The 15,429-nt window shown below is 72.6% G+C and carries 12 protein-coding genes and 1 pseudogene; 8 read left to right on the top strand and 5 right to left on the bottom strand.

Features of this window, described 5'->3' with window-relative positions:
* Nucleotides 1-157: 157 nt before the first annotated feature.
* Both Bequi_RS06605 and Bequi_RS06610 read right to left on the bottom strand, forming a co-directional pair.
* Complete coding sequence (locus Bequi_RS06605) at nucleotides 158-457, bottom strand: DUF1330 domain-containing protein (RefSeq protein WP_084451238.1); 300 nt, start codon at nucleotides 455-457, stop codon at nucleotides 158-160.
* A pseudogene (locus tag Bequi_RS06610) lies at nucleotides 454-1,357 on the bottom strand (IS5 family transposase). The gene Bequi_RS06605 and the pseudogene Bequi_RS06610 overlap by 4 nt, the downstream one beginning before the upstream one ends.
* A 170-nt stretch (nucleotides 1,358-1,527) precedes the next feature.
* Here Bequi_RS06610 and Bequi_RS06615 point away from each other — a divergent pair.
* A complete protein-coding gene (locus Bequi_RS06615) occupies nucleotides 1,528-3,906 on the top strand; it encodes an alpha-galactosidase (protein WP_249737156.1) in 2,379 nt (792 codons plus the stop codon).
* Nucleotides 3,907-3,935: 29 nt separating this feature from the next.
* Here Bequi_RS06615 and Bequi_RS06620 read toward each other — a convergent pair whose 3' ends face one another.
* Both Bequi_RS06620 and Bequi_RS06625 read right to left on the bottom strand, forming a co-directional pair.
* Nucleotides 3,936-5,207 carry an ROK family transcriptional regulator gene (locus Bequi_RS06620; RefSeq protein WP_249737157.1) on the bottom strand — a complete coding sequence of 424 codons (1,272 nt, stop codon included), beginning with the start codon at nucleotides 5,205-5,207 and terminating at the stop codon, nucleotides 3,936-3,938.
* A 27-nt stretch (nucleotides 5,208-5,234) separates the two neighbouring features.
* Nucleotides 5,235-6,542, bottom strand: coding sequence for an OmpA family protein (locus tag Bequi_RS06625; protein WP_249737158.1), 1,308 nt, complete (start codon nucleotides 6,540-6,542; stop codon nucleotides 5,235-5,237).
* A gap of 126 nt (nucleotides 6,543-6,668) precedes the next feature.
* Between Bequi_RS06625 and Bequi_RS06630 the strand changes: the two genes are divergently transcribed.
* Both Bequi_RS06630 and Bequi_RS06635 read left to right on the top strand, forming a co-directional pair.
* Nucleotides 6,669-8,759 (top strand): M3 family metallopeptidase, encoded by a 2,091-nt coding sequence (locus tag Bequi_RS06630; RefSeq protein ID WP_249737159.1) that lies wholly within the window; start codon nucleotides 6,669-6,671, stop codon nucleotides 8,757-8,759.
* 114 nt (nucleotides 8,760-8,873) lie between these two features.
* A complete protein-coding gene (locus Bequi_RS06635; RefSeq protein WP_249737160.1) occupies nucleotides 8,874-9,545 on the top strand; it encodes a hypothetical protein in 672 nt (223 codons plus the stop codon).
* On the opposite strand, the gene Bequi_RS06640 is transcribed toward Bequi_RS06635, so the two are convergent.
* Nucleotides 9,526-10,137, bottom strand: coding sequence for a DUF4126 domain-containing protein (locus Bequi_RS06640; protein WP_249737161.1), 612 nt, complete (start codon nucleotides 10,135-10,137; stop codon nucleotides 9,526-9,528). The two genes, Bequi_RS06635 and Bequi_RS06640, sit on opposite strands and share 20 nt — an antisense overlap.
* 22 nt (nucleotides 10,138-10,159) lie before the next feature.
* Here Bequi_RS06640 and Bequi_RS06645 point away from each other — a divergent pair, with 22 nt between their 5' ends.
* The 5 genes from Bequi_RS06645 (at nucleotide 10,160) to pgm (ending at nucleotide 15,338) form a co-directional block, all read left to right on the top strand.
* On the top strand, nucleotides 10,160-10,792 hold the full coding sequence (locus Bequi_RS06645; protein ID WP_249737162.1) for a hypothetical protein: 633 nt from the start codon (nucleotides 10,160-10,162) through the stop codon (nucleotides 10,790-10,792).
* Nucleotides 10,793-10,988: 196 nt separating this feature from the next.
* Nucleotides 10,989-11,609: a DUF47 domain-containing protein gene (locus Bequi_RS06650; protein WP_249737163.1), complete on the top strand. Its 621-nt coding sequence runs from the start codon at nucleotides 10,989-10,991 to the stop codon at nucleotides 11,607-11,609.
* 2 nt (nucleotides 11,610-11,611) lie between these two features.
* Nucleotides 11,612-12,634 (top strand): inorganic phosphate transporter, encoded by a 1,023-nt coding sequence (locus Bequi_RS06655; protein ID WP_249737164.1) that lies wholly within the window; start codon nucleotides 11,612-11,614, stop codon nucleotides 12,632-12,634.
* Nucleotides 12,635-12,707: 73 nt separating this feature from the next.
* On the top strand, nucleotides 12,708-13,571 hold the full coding sequence (locus Bequi_RS06660; RefSeq protein WP_249737165.1) for a hypothetical protein: 864 nt from the start codon (nucleotides 12,708-12,710) through the stop codon (nucleotides 13,569-13,571).
* A gap of 114 nt (nucleotides 13,572-13,685) precedes the next feature.
* A complete protein-coding gene (pgm, locus tag Bequi_RS06665) occupies nucleotides 13,686-15,338 on the top strand; it encodes a phosphoglucomutase (alpha-D-glucose-1,6-bisphosphate-dependent) (protein WP_249737166.1) in 1,653 nt (550 codons plus the stop codon).
* The last annotated feature ends 91 nt before the right edge of the window (nucleotides 15,339-15,429 follow it).

Consider the following 15,429-nt stretch of genomic DNA (forward strand, 5'->3'; position numbering starts at 1 on the left):
GACCGACGCCCTGTTCCACTTTCTGGAACAGGGCGTCGGTCTCGCTGTCGGTGGGCCTCGCGGGGCGGGCGGGCCGGGTGAGGCACGGCGGGGCGGGGGTCTAGGGCGTGTTGCTATATCCGAGTTGGCGATGGAGTGGCAGGGACAGCGCGGCCGGTCAGCGAAGCGACACGGGGAACAGTTCGGTTCGGGCGATGGCCTGGTCTCGGTCGTTTGCGAGGGCCAGGCGTGCGGGATCGGCGAGGTACGCGTCAAGCGCGGTCTGATTCGGGAAGCGGTAGAGCTGGACCTCGTGCGGTCGACCATTCGATCCATCGCTCACAGCGCGGCGGATGACCTCTCCACCATGGGCGGGAACAAGGGCGAGCACCCGGTCCTCATAGGCAGAAAGGCTGAGGGCCTCGCCTTCGTGCGCCCATAGAAAGCAGCAGAGCTCGATCTCGATGTCGTTGGTCATTTGCCGATCCTAGGGTGCGACCCCCTGCCAGTGCAGATCCAGTGGAGCGTCGCGGCGAGGCAGAGTCCGGCGTGGTAGTTGCGGGCGGTCTTGTCTGAGCGCATCGCGATTCCGCGCCACTGCTTGAGTTTGTTGAAGCATCTCTCGACGACGTTGCGATCACGGTAGCGGTCCCGTTGCTGCTCGCCGAAGTCGATCGGTCGCCCGCGGCGCTTGCGGCGGCGAGCGATCTGATCGTCGCGCTCGGGTATTGTCGCCGCGATCCCGCGCTGACGCAGCCACGCCCGGTTCGCCTTGGACGGGTAGCCCTTATCCGCGAGCACCCGGTCCGGCCTTGACCGTGGCCTGCCCCTCGCGCCTGGGACGCGGATCTCGCTCAGCGTCGCGCTCAGCATGCTGGTGTCCGCAGCCTGCCCGGGAGTGAGGATGAACGCGAGGGCTCGGCCCTTCCCGTCGCAGACCAGGTGATTCTTCGTCGTCAGCCCACCGCGGGATCGGCCGATTGCGTGGTCGGGCGGTTCCTCACCGAACTTTTTGTAGTTCGACTGATCCCCCTGTGGTGCGCGGAAGTGTCGCACCGTGCTGCTGTACGCGCACGATCGTCGAATCGATCGACGCGACCCAGTCCAGATCCCCGGACTCGCGTGCGAGGGATTGCGTCTTCTCCAACACCCGCGCCCACACCCCCTGCTCGGACCACCGGTTGAAGTTCTTGTAGATCGTGTTCCAGTTGCCGAACCGTTCCGGCAGGTCCCGCCACGGAGCCCCTGTCCGGAACCGCCACGCCACCGCCTCCACCACGACCCGACGATCCGCCGGCGGACGCCCTCTCGGCTTCGCTCGCGGGAAGAGCGGCTCGATCTCAGCCCATGCATCATCGGAGACCACGTCACGCGACATGCCTCAAGCGTGACCGATCACTGCGATCGGACCTTTAGCAACACGCCCTAGGGGGCATCGGGCCGCGCCGCCCTCCGCCCCGCCCCTTGACACCGGCCCGCACCCCATTTAGTTTCGTCACGAAAGCTGTTCCGCAGCCGCCATCGCCGACATCTGCCCCAGGAGCTTCCGTGACCTCTCGCGACGCCTACCCCTCCCCCGTCTCGAACCTCGCGCGCGGCCCGCTGACCGCGCAGGTGCACCTGCGCGCGGGCGGCGTCTCGGTCGTGCTCGACGTCAGCGAGGGCCGGATCCCGCTGGTCACGCACTGGGGCGCCGACCTCGGCGAGCTCTCGGCGCAGGACGCCGCACAGCTCACGGAGATCGCGGCGAGCCCGATCCCCCAGAACGCGCCCGACGTGCCGCTGCGCGTCGGCCTCCTCCCGCAGCTCAGCGACGGCTGGCTGGGTCGCCCCGGGCTCGCGGGCTCCCGGCCCGACGGCTCCGGCTGGGCCCCGCGTCTGGTCACGACCTCGGTGCGCCTCACGGACGCCTCCACCGGGGAGACCCGCGAGGCGAGCACGGCCGACGGCGCCGGCTCGGCGGAGCCGAGCGCCGCGCAGGCGGGCGCCGCGCCGGCAGGTGCCGCAGCACCCGCAGCCCCGCAGCTCCTCCAGTCCGGGGCCGGGACCGCGGTGTTCTCCCTGTTCGCCGAGGAGGCCGGGCTCGAGGTCGAGCTGACCCTCGAGCTCCTGGCCAGCGGGATCCTGCGCACCCGGGCCGCGGTCACCAACACCGCCGCCCTGGCGTACGCCCTCACCGATCTCACTCCCGCCCTGCCGGTGCCGCTGCGCGCGGAGGAGATCCTCGATTTCGCGGGCCGCTGGACCAAGGAGCGCACTCCGCAGCGCAGCCGGATGGGCGTCGGAGTGCACCTGCGGGAGAACCGTCGCGGGCGCACCGGCCCGGACTCCGCGCACCTGCTGCACCTGGGCACCCCGGGCTTCGACTTCGAGCACGGCGAGATCTGGGCCGTGCACACCGCGTTCTCCGGCAACCACCGCCACTACGCCGAGCGCGTCAGCAGCGGCTTCCAGGTGATCGGCGGCGGGGAGCTCCTGCAGCCCGGGGAGGTGCGCCTCGCCCGCGGCGAGAGCGTCGAGAGCCCCTGGCTCTACGGCGCCTACTCCCCTGCGGGCCTGGATCCGATCGCCCGCTCCTTCCACTCGCTGCTGCGCGCCCGTGAGGGCCACGTGGACACCGCGCGACCGGTCACCCTGAACGTGTGGGAGGCCGTGTACTTCGACCACGACCTCGACCGTCTCACCGATCTCGCCGATCGCGCTGCGGAGCTCGGCGTGGAGCGCTTCGTGCTGGACGACGGCTGGTTCGGCGGGCGGCGCGACGACTACGCGGGCCTCGGCGACTGGGTGGTCTCGGCCGACGTCTGGCCCGAGGGCCTGACGCCGCTCATCGAGCACGTCACGGGCCTCGGAATGCAGTTCGGGCTCTGGTTCGAGCCCGAGATGGTGAACATGGATTCCGACGTCGCCCGCGAGCACCCCGAGTGGGTCATGGGGCCGAGCCTCGCCGCGCTGCCTGTCGAGTCGCGCCACCAGCAGGTGCTGAACCTGTCGATCCCGGAGGCCTACGCGCACGTGCGCGACCAGATGATGGCCGTCCTGGATGCGAACGACATCGCCTACATCAAGTGGGACCAGAACCGCGACCTCATCGAGGCGGCGACCCGCGCCACCGGCGCCGCTGCGACCCACGAGCAGACTCTCGCCGCGTACCGCCTGATGGAGGAGCTGAAGCAGGCGCACCCGGGCCTGGAGATCGAGGCCTGCGCGAGCGGCGGGGCCCGCGTCGACCTCGGCGTGCTCGAGCACACCGACCGCGTGTGGGTCTCGGACTGCATCGACCCGCTCGAGCGCCAGCAGATGAACCGCTGGACCAGCCAGCTCCTGCCCTTCGAGCTGATGGGCAGCCACATCGCCTCGGGCCGCTCGCACACCACGGGCCGCCTGCACACCCTCGGCTTCCGCGCGGCGAGCGCCCTGTTCGGCCACCTCGGGATCGAGTGGGATCTCGCGCAGGCCACGGAGACGGAGCTCGCGGAGCTGCGTGCCTGGGTGGAGTACTACAAGCAGAGGCGCGAGCTGATCTTCACCGGCGCCCTGCACCGCAGCGGCGGGGAGGACGATCCGATCTGGCTGACCGGCGTGGTCGCTCCGGAGCAGGATGCGGCGCTCTACGAACTGGCCTGCGTGCAGCGCGTGGGCGTCGCCCCGCACGGCCGGCTCCGGCTGCCGGGGCTGGATCCGGCGCGCCGCTACCGGCTCACGCCGCGCGTGCTCGGGGAGCGGCCGACGGGGCTGGTCTGGCCCGCGTGGGCGCGCGAGGACCACACCGCCGCGAGCGATCGCGTCGCCGCCCCGCATACGGAGCCGGCCGCGCTCACGGGCGGCGTCGAGATGAGCGGCGCCGTGCTCAGCCTCGCCGGTATCGCCCTGCCGCTGATAGATCCGGAGACCGCCGTGCTCCTCGAGGTGCGCGCGATCGACTGATCGGCCGTCGCGCGCCGCTCGCGCCACCCTCAGCCGGCCGTCTCCGCCTCGCCGTCCACGAAGTGCTGGATGGCGATGATCGCGGCCCCGTGCGCCCAGTCGTCGAACCCGCGCCCCAGCTCGCGGATCTCCAGATCCTGCTGGAGCGCGGGCAGGGCGGCGCGGATCTCCGCTGCGAGCGCTCCGGGCCGGGCCAGCAGCAGATCCGCGGTCTCGCCCGCGAGCAGGATCGAGGCCGGGTCCGCGATGGCGACCACTCCGGCCGCCACCTGCGCGACGGCGCTGCGCATCTGCGCGATGACCCCCTCGGCCCCAGGATCTCCCCGCCGGGCCGCCTCCCGCAGCGCCTGCATCGCCTCCCCTGAGGTCGCTCCCGCCGGCACCGCCTCAGCAGCGCGCGCCCGCTCGAGGACCGCCGCCGATGCGGTCGCCTCGGCGACCGTACGGTGCGGGCCCGCGAGGGGGAACGCCCCCGTCAGCCCAGCGGCATGGTGGGCGCCGCGCACCAGCACGCCCTCGTGCACGAGCGCGATGCCCGCGCCTTCGCCGACGGTGATCAGGGCGAAGGAGCTGCGGGGGCCGCTGTGCCAGATCCGGCTCTGCGCGAGCGAGAACAGGTCGTTCTCCAGGCTCACCGGGAGCGCGGTCCTCTCCTCGAGCATCTCCGCGAGCGGGACGCGCGCGGGCCAGCCGAGAAGCGCAGACGCCTCGAGCCGACGGCGCCCGCTGACCCGGGCCGCAGTGCTGACGCCGATGCCGGCGACCCCCGGGTGCGCCGCGCGCAGCGCGCCGACGAGAGCGGCGATCCGATCGGCGACCGCCTCGGGGCTCGCTCCGACGTCCGCCTCAGCCCCGTCGGCCCCGTCGGTCGCGGTGGTCCCGGCGGTCTCGAGCCCGTCCTCGAGCTCCTCGCGCACCTCCGCGCGCACCGTGGTGAGCGCGGCGTAGATGCGCTCGCGGGTGATCTTCACACCGATGAATCGCGGCCCGCCCTCGACCTCGACGTCGAGCGGCTCGACGGGCCTGCCTGCGGGCTGGGGCACCGGGGGCAGCTCGCGCAGGAGCCCTGCGTCCAGCAGACCGCGGGTGGTGCGCGTGAGCGTCGGCATCGAGAGGCCGAGGGACTGCGCGAGATCGCGGCGCGAGGCGGCCCCTTCGCGCAGGAGGGCGCGGAACACCGTGCGGGCCGAATCAGGCAGGGTCGCGGGCCACTGCGGGGCCGACGGCCGCTCCGCGGTCGCCGAAGGGATCCCGTGCCGCTCGGGCTGCCGGGGCCCCTCGGGCTGCGCGCGTCGCTCCATACCCGCAGGGTAGCGGCGCGGGCGGGGTCAGGCGTTCGGGATGAAGATCTCCACGCGGCGGTTGAGCTGGCGCCCCGCGGGGTTGTCCGTGCCGTCCGGGTTCTCGTTCGGCGCGACGGGCTCGCTCTCGCCCTTCCCGACCGCCTCCAGGGGCGTCGTGACGCCCGCCGCCATGAGGGCGGAGACGACCGCCGCGGCGCGGCGCTCGGAGAGGTCCTGGTTGAACTCGTCGGAGCTGATGGAGTCCGTGTGCCCGGTGACGATCGCGCGCGGCGCCTGCAGCTGTCCGAGGGCGGTCGCGAGCGCCGCGAGGGTGTCCTGCGAGGCGGGCCGCAGCTCAGCGGAGCCGAAGTCGAACAGCACGGAGTCCTCGAGCGTCACCATCACTCCGCAGGAGGTCTGCGGGGCGAGCGCGGCCATGGCGGGGAAGGTGCCGACGGGCGGGGTCGCCGGGAGCGGAGCGGCCTGGATCGTGACCCCGTCGACGAGAGCCGTCCCGTCGCCGTAGTTCTGGATCGACACGGTGCCATCGGCGTAGCTGCCGGAGCCGTCCCCGTAGTTCACAATCGAGACGCCCCCGGAGGTGTAGGTCGCGGAGCCGTCGCCGTGGTTGACGATCGCGGTCCCGCCCTTGGTCCAGGTGCCGCTGCCGTCTCCGTGGAGCACCACCGAGAGGGTGCCGTCGCTGTAGGTGCCGGATCCGTCGCCGTAGGTGGTGATCTGGACGCCGTTGCCGGTGTAGGTGCCCGAGCCGTCCCCGTGGTCCACGACCGCGACCCCGTCGCGCACGATCGTCCCCGAGCCGTCGCCGTAGTTCACCACCGCGCCATCATCGTTGCTGGTGACAGCGCTGCCATCGCCGTAGAGGATGGTCGAGCCGCCGCCTGCGCGCACCACCCCGGAGGCATCGCAGGAGGCGGGCGCGACCGTGATCCCCTCGATGGGCGGGAGCTCGGCGGCGATGTCGACGACCGCCGCGGAGTTCCGCGAGTTCATGAGGGAGACGTCGGGAAGGGTGAACAGCGGCACGGGCGGGATCTCCCCGGGAGCGAATCCGGCGACGGCAGGCGCGGCGGGCTCCGCCGGCGCGCTGCCGCCCCCGTCCGAGGGTGTGCCGCTCGCGGCCGGAGCGGAGGCCGGAGCGCTCGAGCCGGACGGGGCGGGATCGGCGGTGCCGCTGCCCGTGCCGCAGCCTCCGAGCAGGCCCGCGCACATCAGCAGCGCCGCCGCCCGCAGCGCGGGGCGCGCGAGGATCTCCGCCGGCTCGTCGAGTACGGGGAGCGGGAGTGCCGGACGAGGGGCCGAGGCGCGCATCATGCAGTCAGGATGGGGCATCCCGGTCATCCCGGACAGGGCTGCGCCGCGGATTCACCGACTGTTCACGCGTGCGCCCCGCCCGCGGTGCCGCTCCCGTCCGACCGACCCGCCCCGATCGTCGGCACCTCCCGCTAGGGTCGAGGAATGACCCCCTCACCTGACGTCACCGCAGACGACACCGCCGCCCTCGCCGACCTCCGCGCGCAGGCAGGCCCCCTGGCCGAGCCCTCTGACCTCCCCTACGGGCTGCCCGACTTCGGGGCGATCCGCACCGAGCACTTCCTCCCCGCCCTGCGCGCCGGGATCGCGGAGCACCGGGCCGCGCTCGCTGCGATCAGCGCCGAGACCGCGCCGCCGACGTTCGAGAACGTCCTCGCGCCGCTCGAGCTCCCCTCGCCTCTTCTCGAGCGCGCCGCTGCCGTCTTCTTCCATCTCGTCGCGGCCGACGGCACCGAGGAGCTGCACGCGATCGAGTCGGAGATCATGCCGGAGCTGACGGCGCTGGAGGATGCGACTTGGCTCGACCCGCAGCTGTTCGCGCGCGTGGACGCTCTCGCCCAGCGGGCCGATGCCCTGGATCTCGACGAGGAGCAGCGCCAGATCCTCGAGCGCACCCACCTGCGCTTCACCCTGCGCGGCGCCCTCCTGGATCCTGCGCAGCGCGAGCGGCTCTCGGCCCTGAACGGGGAGATCTCCCGCCTGCAGACCGAGTTCTCGCAGACGGTCACCGCCGACATGAAGGCCGCGGCCGTGCACGTCGGCCCGGGCGAGGGCGAGCGGCTGAAGGGGCTCGACGCCGCCCAGCTCTCGGCCGCGCGCACCGCTGCCGAGGACGCCGGCCTCGAGGGCTGGCTGATCGCCCTGATCCTGCCCACGATCCAGCCGCTGCTGAGCGTGCTCGAGGACCGCGGGCTGCGCGAGCGGCTCTGGCGCGCCTCCCACGAGCGCGGGGAGGGCACCTGGGATCTGGCCGCACGGATCGCGCAGCTCCGCGCGGAGAAGGCGCAGCTGCTCGGCTTCGCCGACTTCGCCTCGCTCGCTGTCGCCGACCGCACCGCCCGCACTCCGGAGGCCGTCGAGGAGCTGTTCGCGCAGGCGGCCGCGCCCGCCATGCGCAACGTCGAGCGCGAGGCCCAGCGCATCGCCGCCGTCGCCGCGAAGGACGGCATCACGGACCTCGCCCCGTGGGACTGGCCGTTCTACGCCGAGCGCGTGCAGTCCGAGGACTTCGCGGTGGACCAGTCGGCCCTGCAGCCGTACTTCGTGCTCGATCGCGTGCTCGAGGACGGCGTGTTCCGCGCTGCCGGCGCGCTCTACGGGCTGCGCTTCACCGAGCGCACGGACCTCGTGCCCCCGCACCCGCTCGCGCGGATCTGGGAGGTGAGCGACGAGCATGGCGAAGGCGTCGGCCTGTTCATCGGCGACTACTTCACGCGCGACACCAAGCGCGGCGGGGCCTGGATGAACACCCTGGTCGACCAGTCCCGGCGCGAGGGCACGCGCCCCGTCGTCATGAACACCATGAACGTCTCCCGCCCCGCCCCTGGGGAGCCCGCCTTCGTCAGCCTCGACGAGGTGACCACGATGTTCCACGAGTTCGGCCACGCGCTGCATGCCCTGCTGAGCGACGTCGAGCACGTCTCCGTCTCGGGCACGAGCGTCCCGCGGGACGTCGTCGAGTTCCCCAGCCAGGTCAACGAGATGTGGGCGCTGCGCCCCGGGTTCGTGGATGTCTACGCGCGCCATGTGACGACCGGCGAGCCGGTTCCCGCGGAGCTGCTGGAGAAGGTCCGCGCAGCCGCCCTGTGGAACGAGGGGTTCCGCACGGCCGAGTACCTGGCCGCGGCCGTGCTCGACTGGCGCTGGCACCGCCTCGGCGCCGGCAGCGCGGTCGAGGATCCGCACGCCTTCGAGGAGCAGCAGCTGGAGGACGCCGGTCTCGCCCACCCCCTGGTCGCCCCGCGCTACCGCACCGGCTACTTCCAGCACACGTTCGCCGGCGGCTACGAGGCGGGCTACTACTCCTACCTCTGGGCGGAGGTCTTCGACGCGGACTCCGTGGCCTGGTTCGAGGAGCAGCTCGGCGCGGGCCGCCCGCTGCGCGAGGTCGGCCAGGAGTTCCGCGACGGCGTGCTCGGCATCGGCGGCTCGCGGGACCTGCTCAAGGCGTACCGCGCCTTCCGCGGCCAGGAGCGCGACGTGCGCTGGCTGCTCGAGCGGCGCGGCCTGCTCTGAGCCGCACTCGGGCGGGAGCGCCGCGTCACAGCGACCTCTGGCATGCTCATGCCCGAACCGTCGGCATCCGCCCGAACAGCACCGGCCCGCCCGCCGTCACACCAGGAGCGCCCCATGACCGCGTCGAACTCCGCACCCGTCGATGAGCCCGCGCTCTACTCGACCTACGAGCTGGATTTCATGCTCTCCCTGCGGGAGAACGACGGCAGCCGCGCCTCGCGCGAGCAGATCGGGATCCTCGGCGTGCCCGAGGAGGCCGAGGAGTTCGTGCGGGAGGCCGTGATGGCGGGCCTGCGCGCACGCGGCCGCATCCACCACGACGGCAGCGAGTGGGTGCTCGGCGAAGAGGCCCAGGTCATCGCCACGGTGCTCAGCGCGGCCGACCGCTGGCTCGGCATCGCCCTCGCGCAGGGCGATGCCATGCGCGGCGCGTTCGTCGTGAAGGCGAACGAAGCCGTCCTCATGCTCACGCAGGACGAGCTCGAGTCCTTCCGCATCGTCTCCCTCGGCGCCCCGGGGACCGTCGGCCGGAACGTCGCCGACATCGCCGCGGCGTTCCTCGGCCAGGGGCCCGGGCGCACCGTCTCCCTGCGCTGCACCGACGCCCGCGACCTCGCCACTGCGGTGCCGATGATGCTCCACGTCGAGGACGACGGCTCCTGGCACGTCGGCCACCTGCCGATGACCGAGGAGGGCACCCTGAGCGTCTCGCCGACGAAGCCCCAGGACCTGCAGGCCCTGATCGAGGGCCTCTGGAACGACGGGGTCAGCGCAGCTCGCCGCTGATCACCGCGTGCGAGCCGTCTCCCCCGCGGGCGGCCCTGCGGGCGCGCATCCGCCGCACCAGGCGGATCGCCCGGTAGATGAGGAAGCCGCCGATCACCAGCAGGATCAGCGCGAGCACCCCGGCCACGGCCGGCAGCACGATCGCGAGGCCGCCGACGACGACGGCGGCGACGTCCTCGGCGCCCGAGACGATCACGTTGGAGACGGGCTCGGGCGAGACGTTCACGACCGCGCGGGCGGCGCTCTTCGTGGCATGCGCGCCCAGCGAGGTCATCATGCCCAGCACGGCCATGACGATCGCCGTGGTGGTGTCGGTCTCTCCGCCCAGCAGATAGCCGATCGCGCCGCCCGCGAGGGGGCGCACGAACGTGTGGACCGCATCCCAGAAGGAGTCGAGGAAGGCGATCTTGTCGGCGGCGAAGTCGACGACCAGCAGGATGCCGGCGATCACGAGCACGTCGGTGCGCTGCAGCACCGTGGGGATCTGCTCGATGTCGAACAGACGCCCGCTCAGTCCCAGCAGGAACAGCATGAAGTAGGGGCGGACTCCGCTCACCCAGCCGGATCCGAGGGTCATCATCAGGGCTTCCATGGCGACAGCCTAGGCTGAGACGATGCCGCGCCCGTCCTCCCCGCAGTTCCGCCGCCCCGCGTCCCTCTCTCCGGCGCGGGCCGACGAGATCCCCGGCGCCCCGGATCCGCAGGAGGCGACGGCGCTGGCGCACTCGAGCGCGCGGGCCCTGCTGGACGGCGTCTACCGCGCATCCGACGAGCGCGTGGTGCAGCGCGTGCTGCGCCTGGTGGAGACCGAGGGGCTCGAGGATCTGGCGCAGCTCTGGTCCTCCGCCCCCGCCCTCACTCTGCCGGGCGCGCTGTGGCGGCTGTACCTGCTGCACACCTGGGTGCAGCGCAGCGGGGACGAGGTCGTGCGGCGCTACCGCGAGGGCGCCGGCACCGTGCCCGGACTGCGCTACCTCGCCGGGATCGCGGATCCCCCCGACGTGGAGCAGGCGAAGGCTGCCATGGACACGATCCTGCGCGGCGCCTTCACCGGCGACCTCCCGATCGCGCTCGGCAGGGCCGGGGCGCTCGCCGTGCTCTGCGCCTACGGCACCGCCCACCTCGCCGATCGGCGAGAGGCGGCCGCCGAGCAGGCCGCGCTCACCCGGCAGGCGAGCCGGCTGCTGTCCACGGGCGAGGATCTGCTCGCCGCCGCGAGGCTGGCCGAGGACCACGCGCTGGACTGAGACGCCTCTGCCGGACTGAGACGCCTCTTTCGCACCGCGCGGCCACCTCCCGGTTCCCTGGAGTCCGCCGTGTGTTCTACCATGGTTCGCGCGTCGGGCCGCGGTTGCCCCGGGCTCCAAAAATTGCCGCTTCGAGCGGCCTTCGCGCCGTCAGGCGCACCCGGTCCGGCGCGCCCCGCAAGGAGGAGGATCCCTGGTGCGACTGTTCTCCCGACGGTTCGAGCAGCCGCTCCACGATCTCTTCAACGAGCACGCGCAGAACCTCCTGGGCGGCGCAGAGCTGCTCTCGCAGATCCTCGGTCAGCCCCTGCGCGACCGCGCCCGTGCGCTCCCCCGGCTGCACGACCACGCCGCCCGGTCCCTCGAGCTCACCCACCGCATCTCCAACCGCCTGGCGGACTCCCTCATCACGCCCTTCGAGGCCGGTGCCCTGCACGATCTGGCGATGACCGTGAGCGACGCCGTCAACGCCATGGAGCGCACAGCCGAGCTGGCCTCGGCCCAGGGCGCGGGGACCGTTCCCGACGTCCTGCTCGAGGTCGCCGGCGCCATCGAGCGCTCCAGCGAGATCATCGTGGAGGCGCTCTGGAAGCTCCAGAAGGTGAAGGAGCTCGAGAACTACTACGTGGAGATCCGCCGGCAGCGCCGCCACGCGGATCGCCTCACCCTGCGCGCCACCCTCGAGCTGTACGAGAAGGGCGGGGCGGCGGCCGATCTGATGCGCGCCCGCGACCTCATCGAGTCGATGGAGCGGATCGCAGCCCACCTGGACCAGACGGGCCGCCTGGCGGATCTGCTGCGGGTCAAGGCCCCCTGAGGATGACCGCCCTGCTGCTGATCGCCACCCTCCTCGCGGTGGTGATCGCGTACGTCAACGGCCTGCACGACGCCTCCAACGCGGTCTCCACCTCCATCGCCACGCGCACGATGCGCGAATCCTCCGCGCTCGCCTACGCGGCGATCCTGAACACCCTCGGCGCAGTGATCGGGCTGAGCATCGGCGCCTTCTCGCTCTCCTGGGCGCTGCCGCTGCTCGGGTTCGGCGCCCTGGATCCCGCCGCGCTCACCGGGAGCGCGCTGCTCGCTCCGCTGCTGATCGGCAGCGCCCTCACCGTGATCCTCTGGGATGTGGCGACCTGGGCCACCGGCACCCCCTCCTCGACCTGGCACGCGATGTACGGGGCGGCCGCGGGGGGCGCGCTCATCCTCGGCCAGCCGGTGGAATGGGGCAGGCTCCTGGGCATCCTCGCGCTCGCCCTGCTCATCGGGCCGCTCGCGGGAGCGCTCTGCGCGCATCTCCTGGCGCGCGGGGTGATCCGCCTCGCGGCCGCGGGCAGGATGGGCACGGGCGCGATGCGCTGCGTGCAGACCCTCTCCGCGGGGGCCGTCGCGACCAGCCATGGGGTCATCGACTCGCACCTGCCGATGGCGCTCATCGTGATCGCCGCCCACTACGAGGGCATCGCGATGAACCCGGGCGGCGGGCCGATGCCGTGGGCGATCCTGCTGGTCGCCTTCGCCCTCGGTCTCGGCACGCTCGTGGGCGGGCGCCGCATCATCTCGACGCTCTCGCGGCGCCTGACGAACCTGACCACCGTCCAGGGCTTCGCAGCAGAGGCCGGCACGGCGGCGCTCATGGGCACGGTCTCGATCGGCCTGGGCGTGCCCCTGTCGAGCTCGCAGACCCTCACGTCGAGCATCGCCGGTGCCGGGCTCGCCCTGGGGCCGCGCCAGATCCGCTGGGGGGTCTACGGGCGGATTGCGACGGTCTGGATCGCGACGCCCCTCGCATGCTTCGCGATCAGCGCGATCCTCACCCTCCTGGCCTACCGCCTGCTCTGACCCAGGGCTCTCGGACGCGGCTCGGGCGCGCTGACTATCCTTGCCGGACCCGCCGACGCACACAGGAGCAGTCATGCCCACCCCGGAGCACAGCCCCGCACCTCGACCGCGCCCGAGCTACGGCCTGCCCGGTCCCGTCGCCGCCCCGCCCGCAGCCGGTCCGGCCGACGGGGCACCTGCGCCGCAGGCCCCCGGCGGGGGCACCGCTTCCCACGATGCACCTGCCTCCGGCGGTCCCATCCCCGGCTCTCCGGCCCTCGGCTCCTCCGCGTTCGACTCCTCCGCAGGCGGTGCGCCCCACCAGGGCGCCGCGCCCTCCCCCCTCGGCACCGCGGCACCTGCGGGTCCGTCCGGGGGCGGAAGCCACGCGGCCGTCGGCGGCCCGCCCCGCCGCCGCGGCCTCCTCCCGCTGATCCTCGGCCTCGCGCTCCTGCTGCTCGTGGCACCGGCGCTCGCGATCGGCGGGCTGATCTGGGGACTCACCGGCCTCGCCGACGGCCTCGGCGAGGAGACCCACGCGATCAGCGGCGGCCAGGCGCAGCTGCCGCTGGACTCGCTGGAGGCGGTCATCATCTACGTCCCCGCCGAAGACGCCGCGAACCTGGGATGCTCCGCCACCGGCGTGGCACCGGGGTCGGTGCAGACGATGACCCGCCAGGCCGAGGTGACGCTCCCCGACGGCCGCGCCTACGTGCAGACCCTCGGCGCGACGGCCAACACCGACACCACCCTGACCATCACCTGCACCCCGATCGACCCCTCCGGGCCCCCGGCGACCAGCGGATACGACCCGGTGTACGTCGGCCCGATCGACTCGATGAGCCTGCTGGTCCCCTTCGCGATCTGCTTCGGGCTGGCGCTGATGGCGGGACTGATCGGGCTGACGCTCGCCGTGGTCGGGACCGTGCTGCTGCTCCGCTCGCGTCGCCGCGGCTGAGCCCCCGGGCCCGCCCCGCGGGCTGCTCCGTCTCACTCGCGGGGAACCTGGCCGTGATCGGGGCCACGCTCCGTAGACTGGCGCCATCAGCCCCTACCGAGGAGATGACCACCCATGGCGCAGCACCCCCGCGCAGGCCAGACGGCGCAGCCGGAGGATCTCATCGACGTCCAGGCTCTGCTGGACGCCTACTACGATCTCCATCCCGATCCTCGCAATCCCGATCAGGCGGTCGCCTTCGGCACCTCGGGCCATCGCGGCTCGGCGCTGGACACGGCCTTCAACGACGACCACATCGCCGCGACGACGCAGGCGATCGTCGAGTACCGCGCCGATCAGGGCATCCGCGGTCCGCTGTTCATCGGCCGCGACACCCATGCGCTGTCCGAGCCGGCGTTCTACACCGCCCTCGAGGTGCTCGCCGCGAACGGCGTCACGGCGCTGATCGACTCGCGCGACGGCTACACGCCCACCCCCGCGGTCTCGCACGCGATCCTCGTGCACAACCGCGACAAGGCCGAGGGCGATCCGACCGCCGCCGACGGCATCGTCGTCACCCCCAGCCACAACCCCCCGCGCGACGGCGGCTTCAAGTACAACCCCCCGCACGGCGGACCGGCCGACAGCGACGCGACCACCTGGATCGCGAAGCGCGCCAACGCGCTGCTCGCGGCCGGCATGGACGGCGTGAAGCGCGCCTCGCGCCAGGAGGCCCTGGAGGCCGCCGACCGCTACGACTACGTGCGCACCTACGTCGAGGACCTCGTGAACGTGGTGGACATCGAGGCGATCCGGAAGGCCGGCGTGCGCATCGGTGCCGATCCCATGGGCGGCGCGGCCGTCGACTACTGGGCGATGATCGCCGACATGCACGATCTCGATCTCACGGTCGTGAACCCGAACGTGGATCCGCAGTTCGCCTTCATGACGCTGGACCGCGACGGCAAGATCCGCATGGACTGCTCGAGCCCCTGGGCGATGGCCTCGCTGCTGGAGGCGCGCGATCAGTACGACGTCGCCACCGGCAACGACACGGACTCGGATCGCCACGGCATCGTCACGCCCGACGGGGGGCTGATGAACCCGAACCACTACCTGGCCGTCGCCATCCAGTACCTGTTCTCGCACCGCCCGAACTGGCCCCAGGGCGCGAAGGTCGGCAAGACCGTCGTCTCCTCGAGCCTGATCGACAAGGTGTCCGCCTCGCTCGGCCGCGACCTCTACGAGGTGCCGGTCGGCTTCAAGTACTTCGTGCCGGGCCTCATCGACTCCTCCGTCGGCTTCGGCGGCGAGGAGAGCGCGGGCGCATCGTTCCTGCGCTTCGACGGATCCGTGTGGACGACCGACAAGGACGGCATCATCCTGTGCCTCCTGGCCGCGGAGATCATCGCCGTCACCGGCAAGACCCCGAGCCAGCTGCACCAGGAGCTCACCGCGCAGTTCGGCGAGAGCGCCTACGCCCGCGTCGACGCGCCCGCGAACCGCGAGCAGAAGGCGAAGCTCAAGGCGCTCTCCCCCGAGCAGGTCACCGCGACCGAGCTCGCGGGCGAGCCGATCGAGGAGAAGATGACCGACGCCCCCAACGGCGAGGCCATCGGCGGTCTGAAGGTGACGACCAAGTCCGCGTGGTTCGCCGCACGCCCCTCGGGCACGGAGGACGTCTACAAGATCTACGCCGAGTCCTTCAAGGGCGAGGAGCATCTCGCCGAGGTGCAGGAGGCCGCGAAGAAGGTCGTCGACGCGGCGCTCGGCGGCGCCGGGAGCTGATCCCCGAGGGCGATCTGCGATCCGGCCGGTTGCGCACGCACCGCGCGCATCCGGCCGGATCGCGCCGCCTGCGCGCTGCGGCGCGCGGTGA

This window comes from Brachybacterium equifaecis (assembly GCF_023509525.1).
Classification (GTDB): Bacteria; Actinomycetota; Actinomycetes; order Actinomycetales; family Dermabacteraceae; genus Brachybacterium; species Brachybacterium equifaecis.

What these genes read in the sequence shown, in the direction of transcription:
- Bequi_RS06625 (WP_249737158.1), bottom strand. Translation starts at nt 6,542, where the DNA reads ATGCCCCATCCTGACTGCATGATGCGCGCCTCGGCCCCTCGTCCGGCA.
- Bequi_RS06645 (WP_249737162.1), top strand. Translation starts at nt 10,160, where the DNA reads ATGCCGCGCCCGTCCTCCCCGCAGTTCCGCCGCCCCGCGTCCCTCTCT.
- Bequi_RS06640 (WP_249737161.1), bottom strand. Translation starts at nt 10,137, where the DNA reads ATGGAAGCCCTGATGATGACCCTCGGATCCGGCTGGGTGAGCGGAGTC.
- Bequi_RS06635 (WP_249737160.1), top strand. Translation starts at nt 8,874, where the DNA reads ATGACCGCGTCGAACTCCGCACCCGTCGATGAGCCCGCGCTCTACTCG.
- Bequi_RS06660 (WP_249737165.1), top strand. Translation starts at nt 12,708, where the DNA reads ATGCCCACCCCGGAGCACAGCCCCGCACCTCGACCGCGCCCGAGCTAC.
- Bequi_RS06655 (WP_249737164.1), top strand. Translation starts at nt 11,612, where the DNA reads ATGACCGCCCTGCTGCTGATCGCCACCCTCCTCGCGGTGGTGATCGCG.
- pgm (WP_249737166.1), top strand. Translation starts at nt 13,686, where the DNA reads ATGGCGCAGCACCCCCGCGCAGGCCAGACGGCGCAGCCGGAGGATCTC.
- Bequi_RS06630 (WP_249737159.1), top strand. Translation starts at nt 6,669, where the DNA reads ATGACCCCCTCACCTGACGTCACCGCAGACGACACCGCCGCCCTCGCC.
- Bequi_RS06605 (WP_084451238.1), bottom strand. Translation starts at nt 457, where the DNA reads ATGACCAACGACATCGAGATCGAGCTCTGCTGCTTTCTATGGGCGCAC.
- Bequi_RS06620 (WP_249737157.1), bottom strand. Translation starts at nt 5,207, where the DNA reads ATGGAGCGACGCGCGCAGCCCGAGGGGCCCCGGCAGCCCGAGCGGCAC.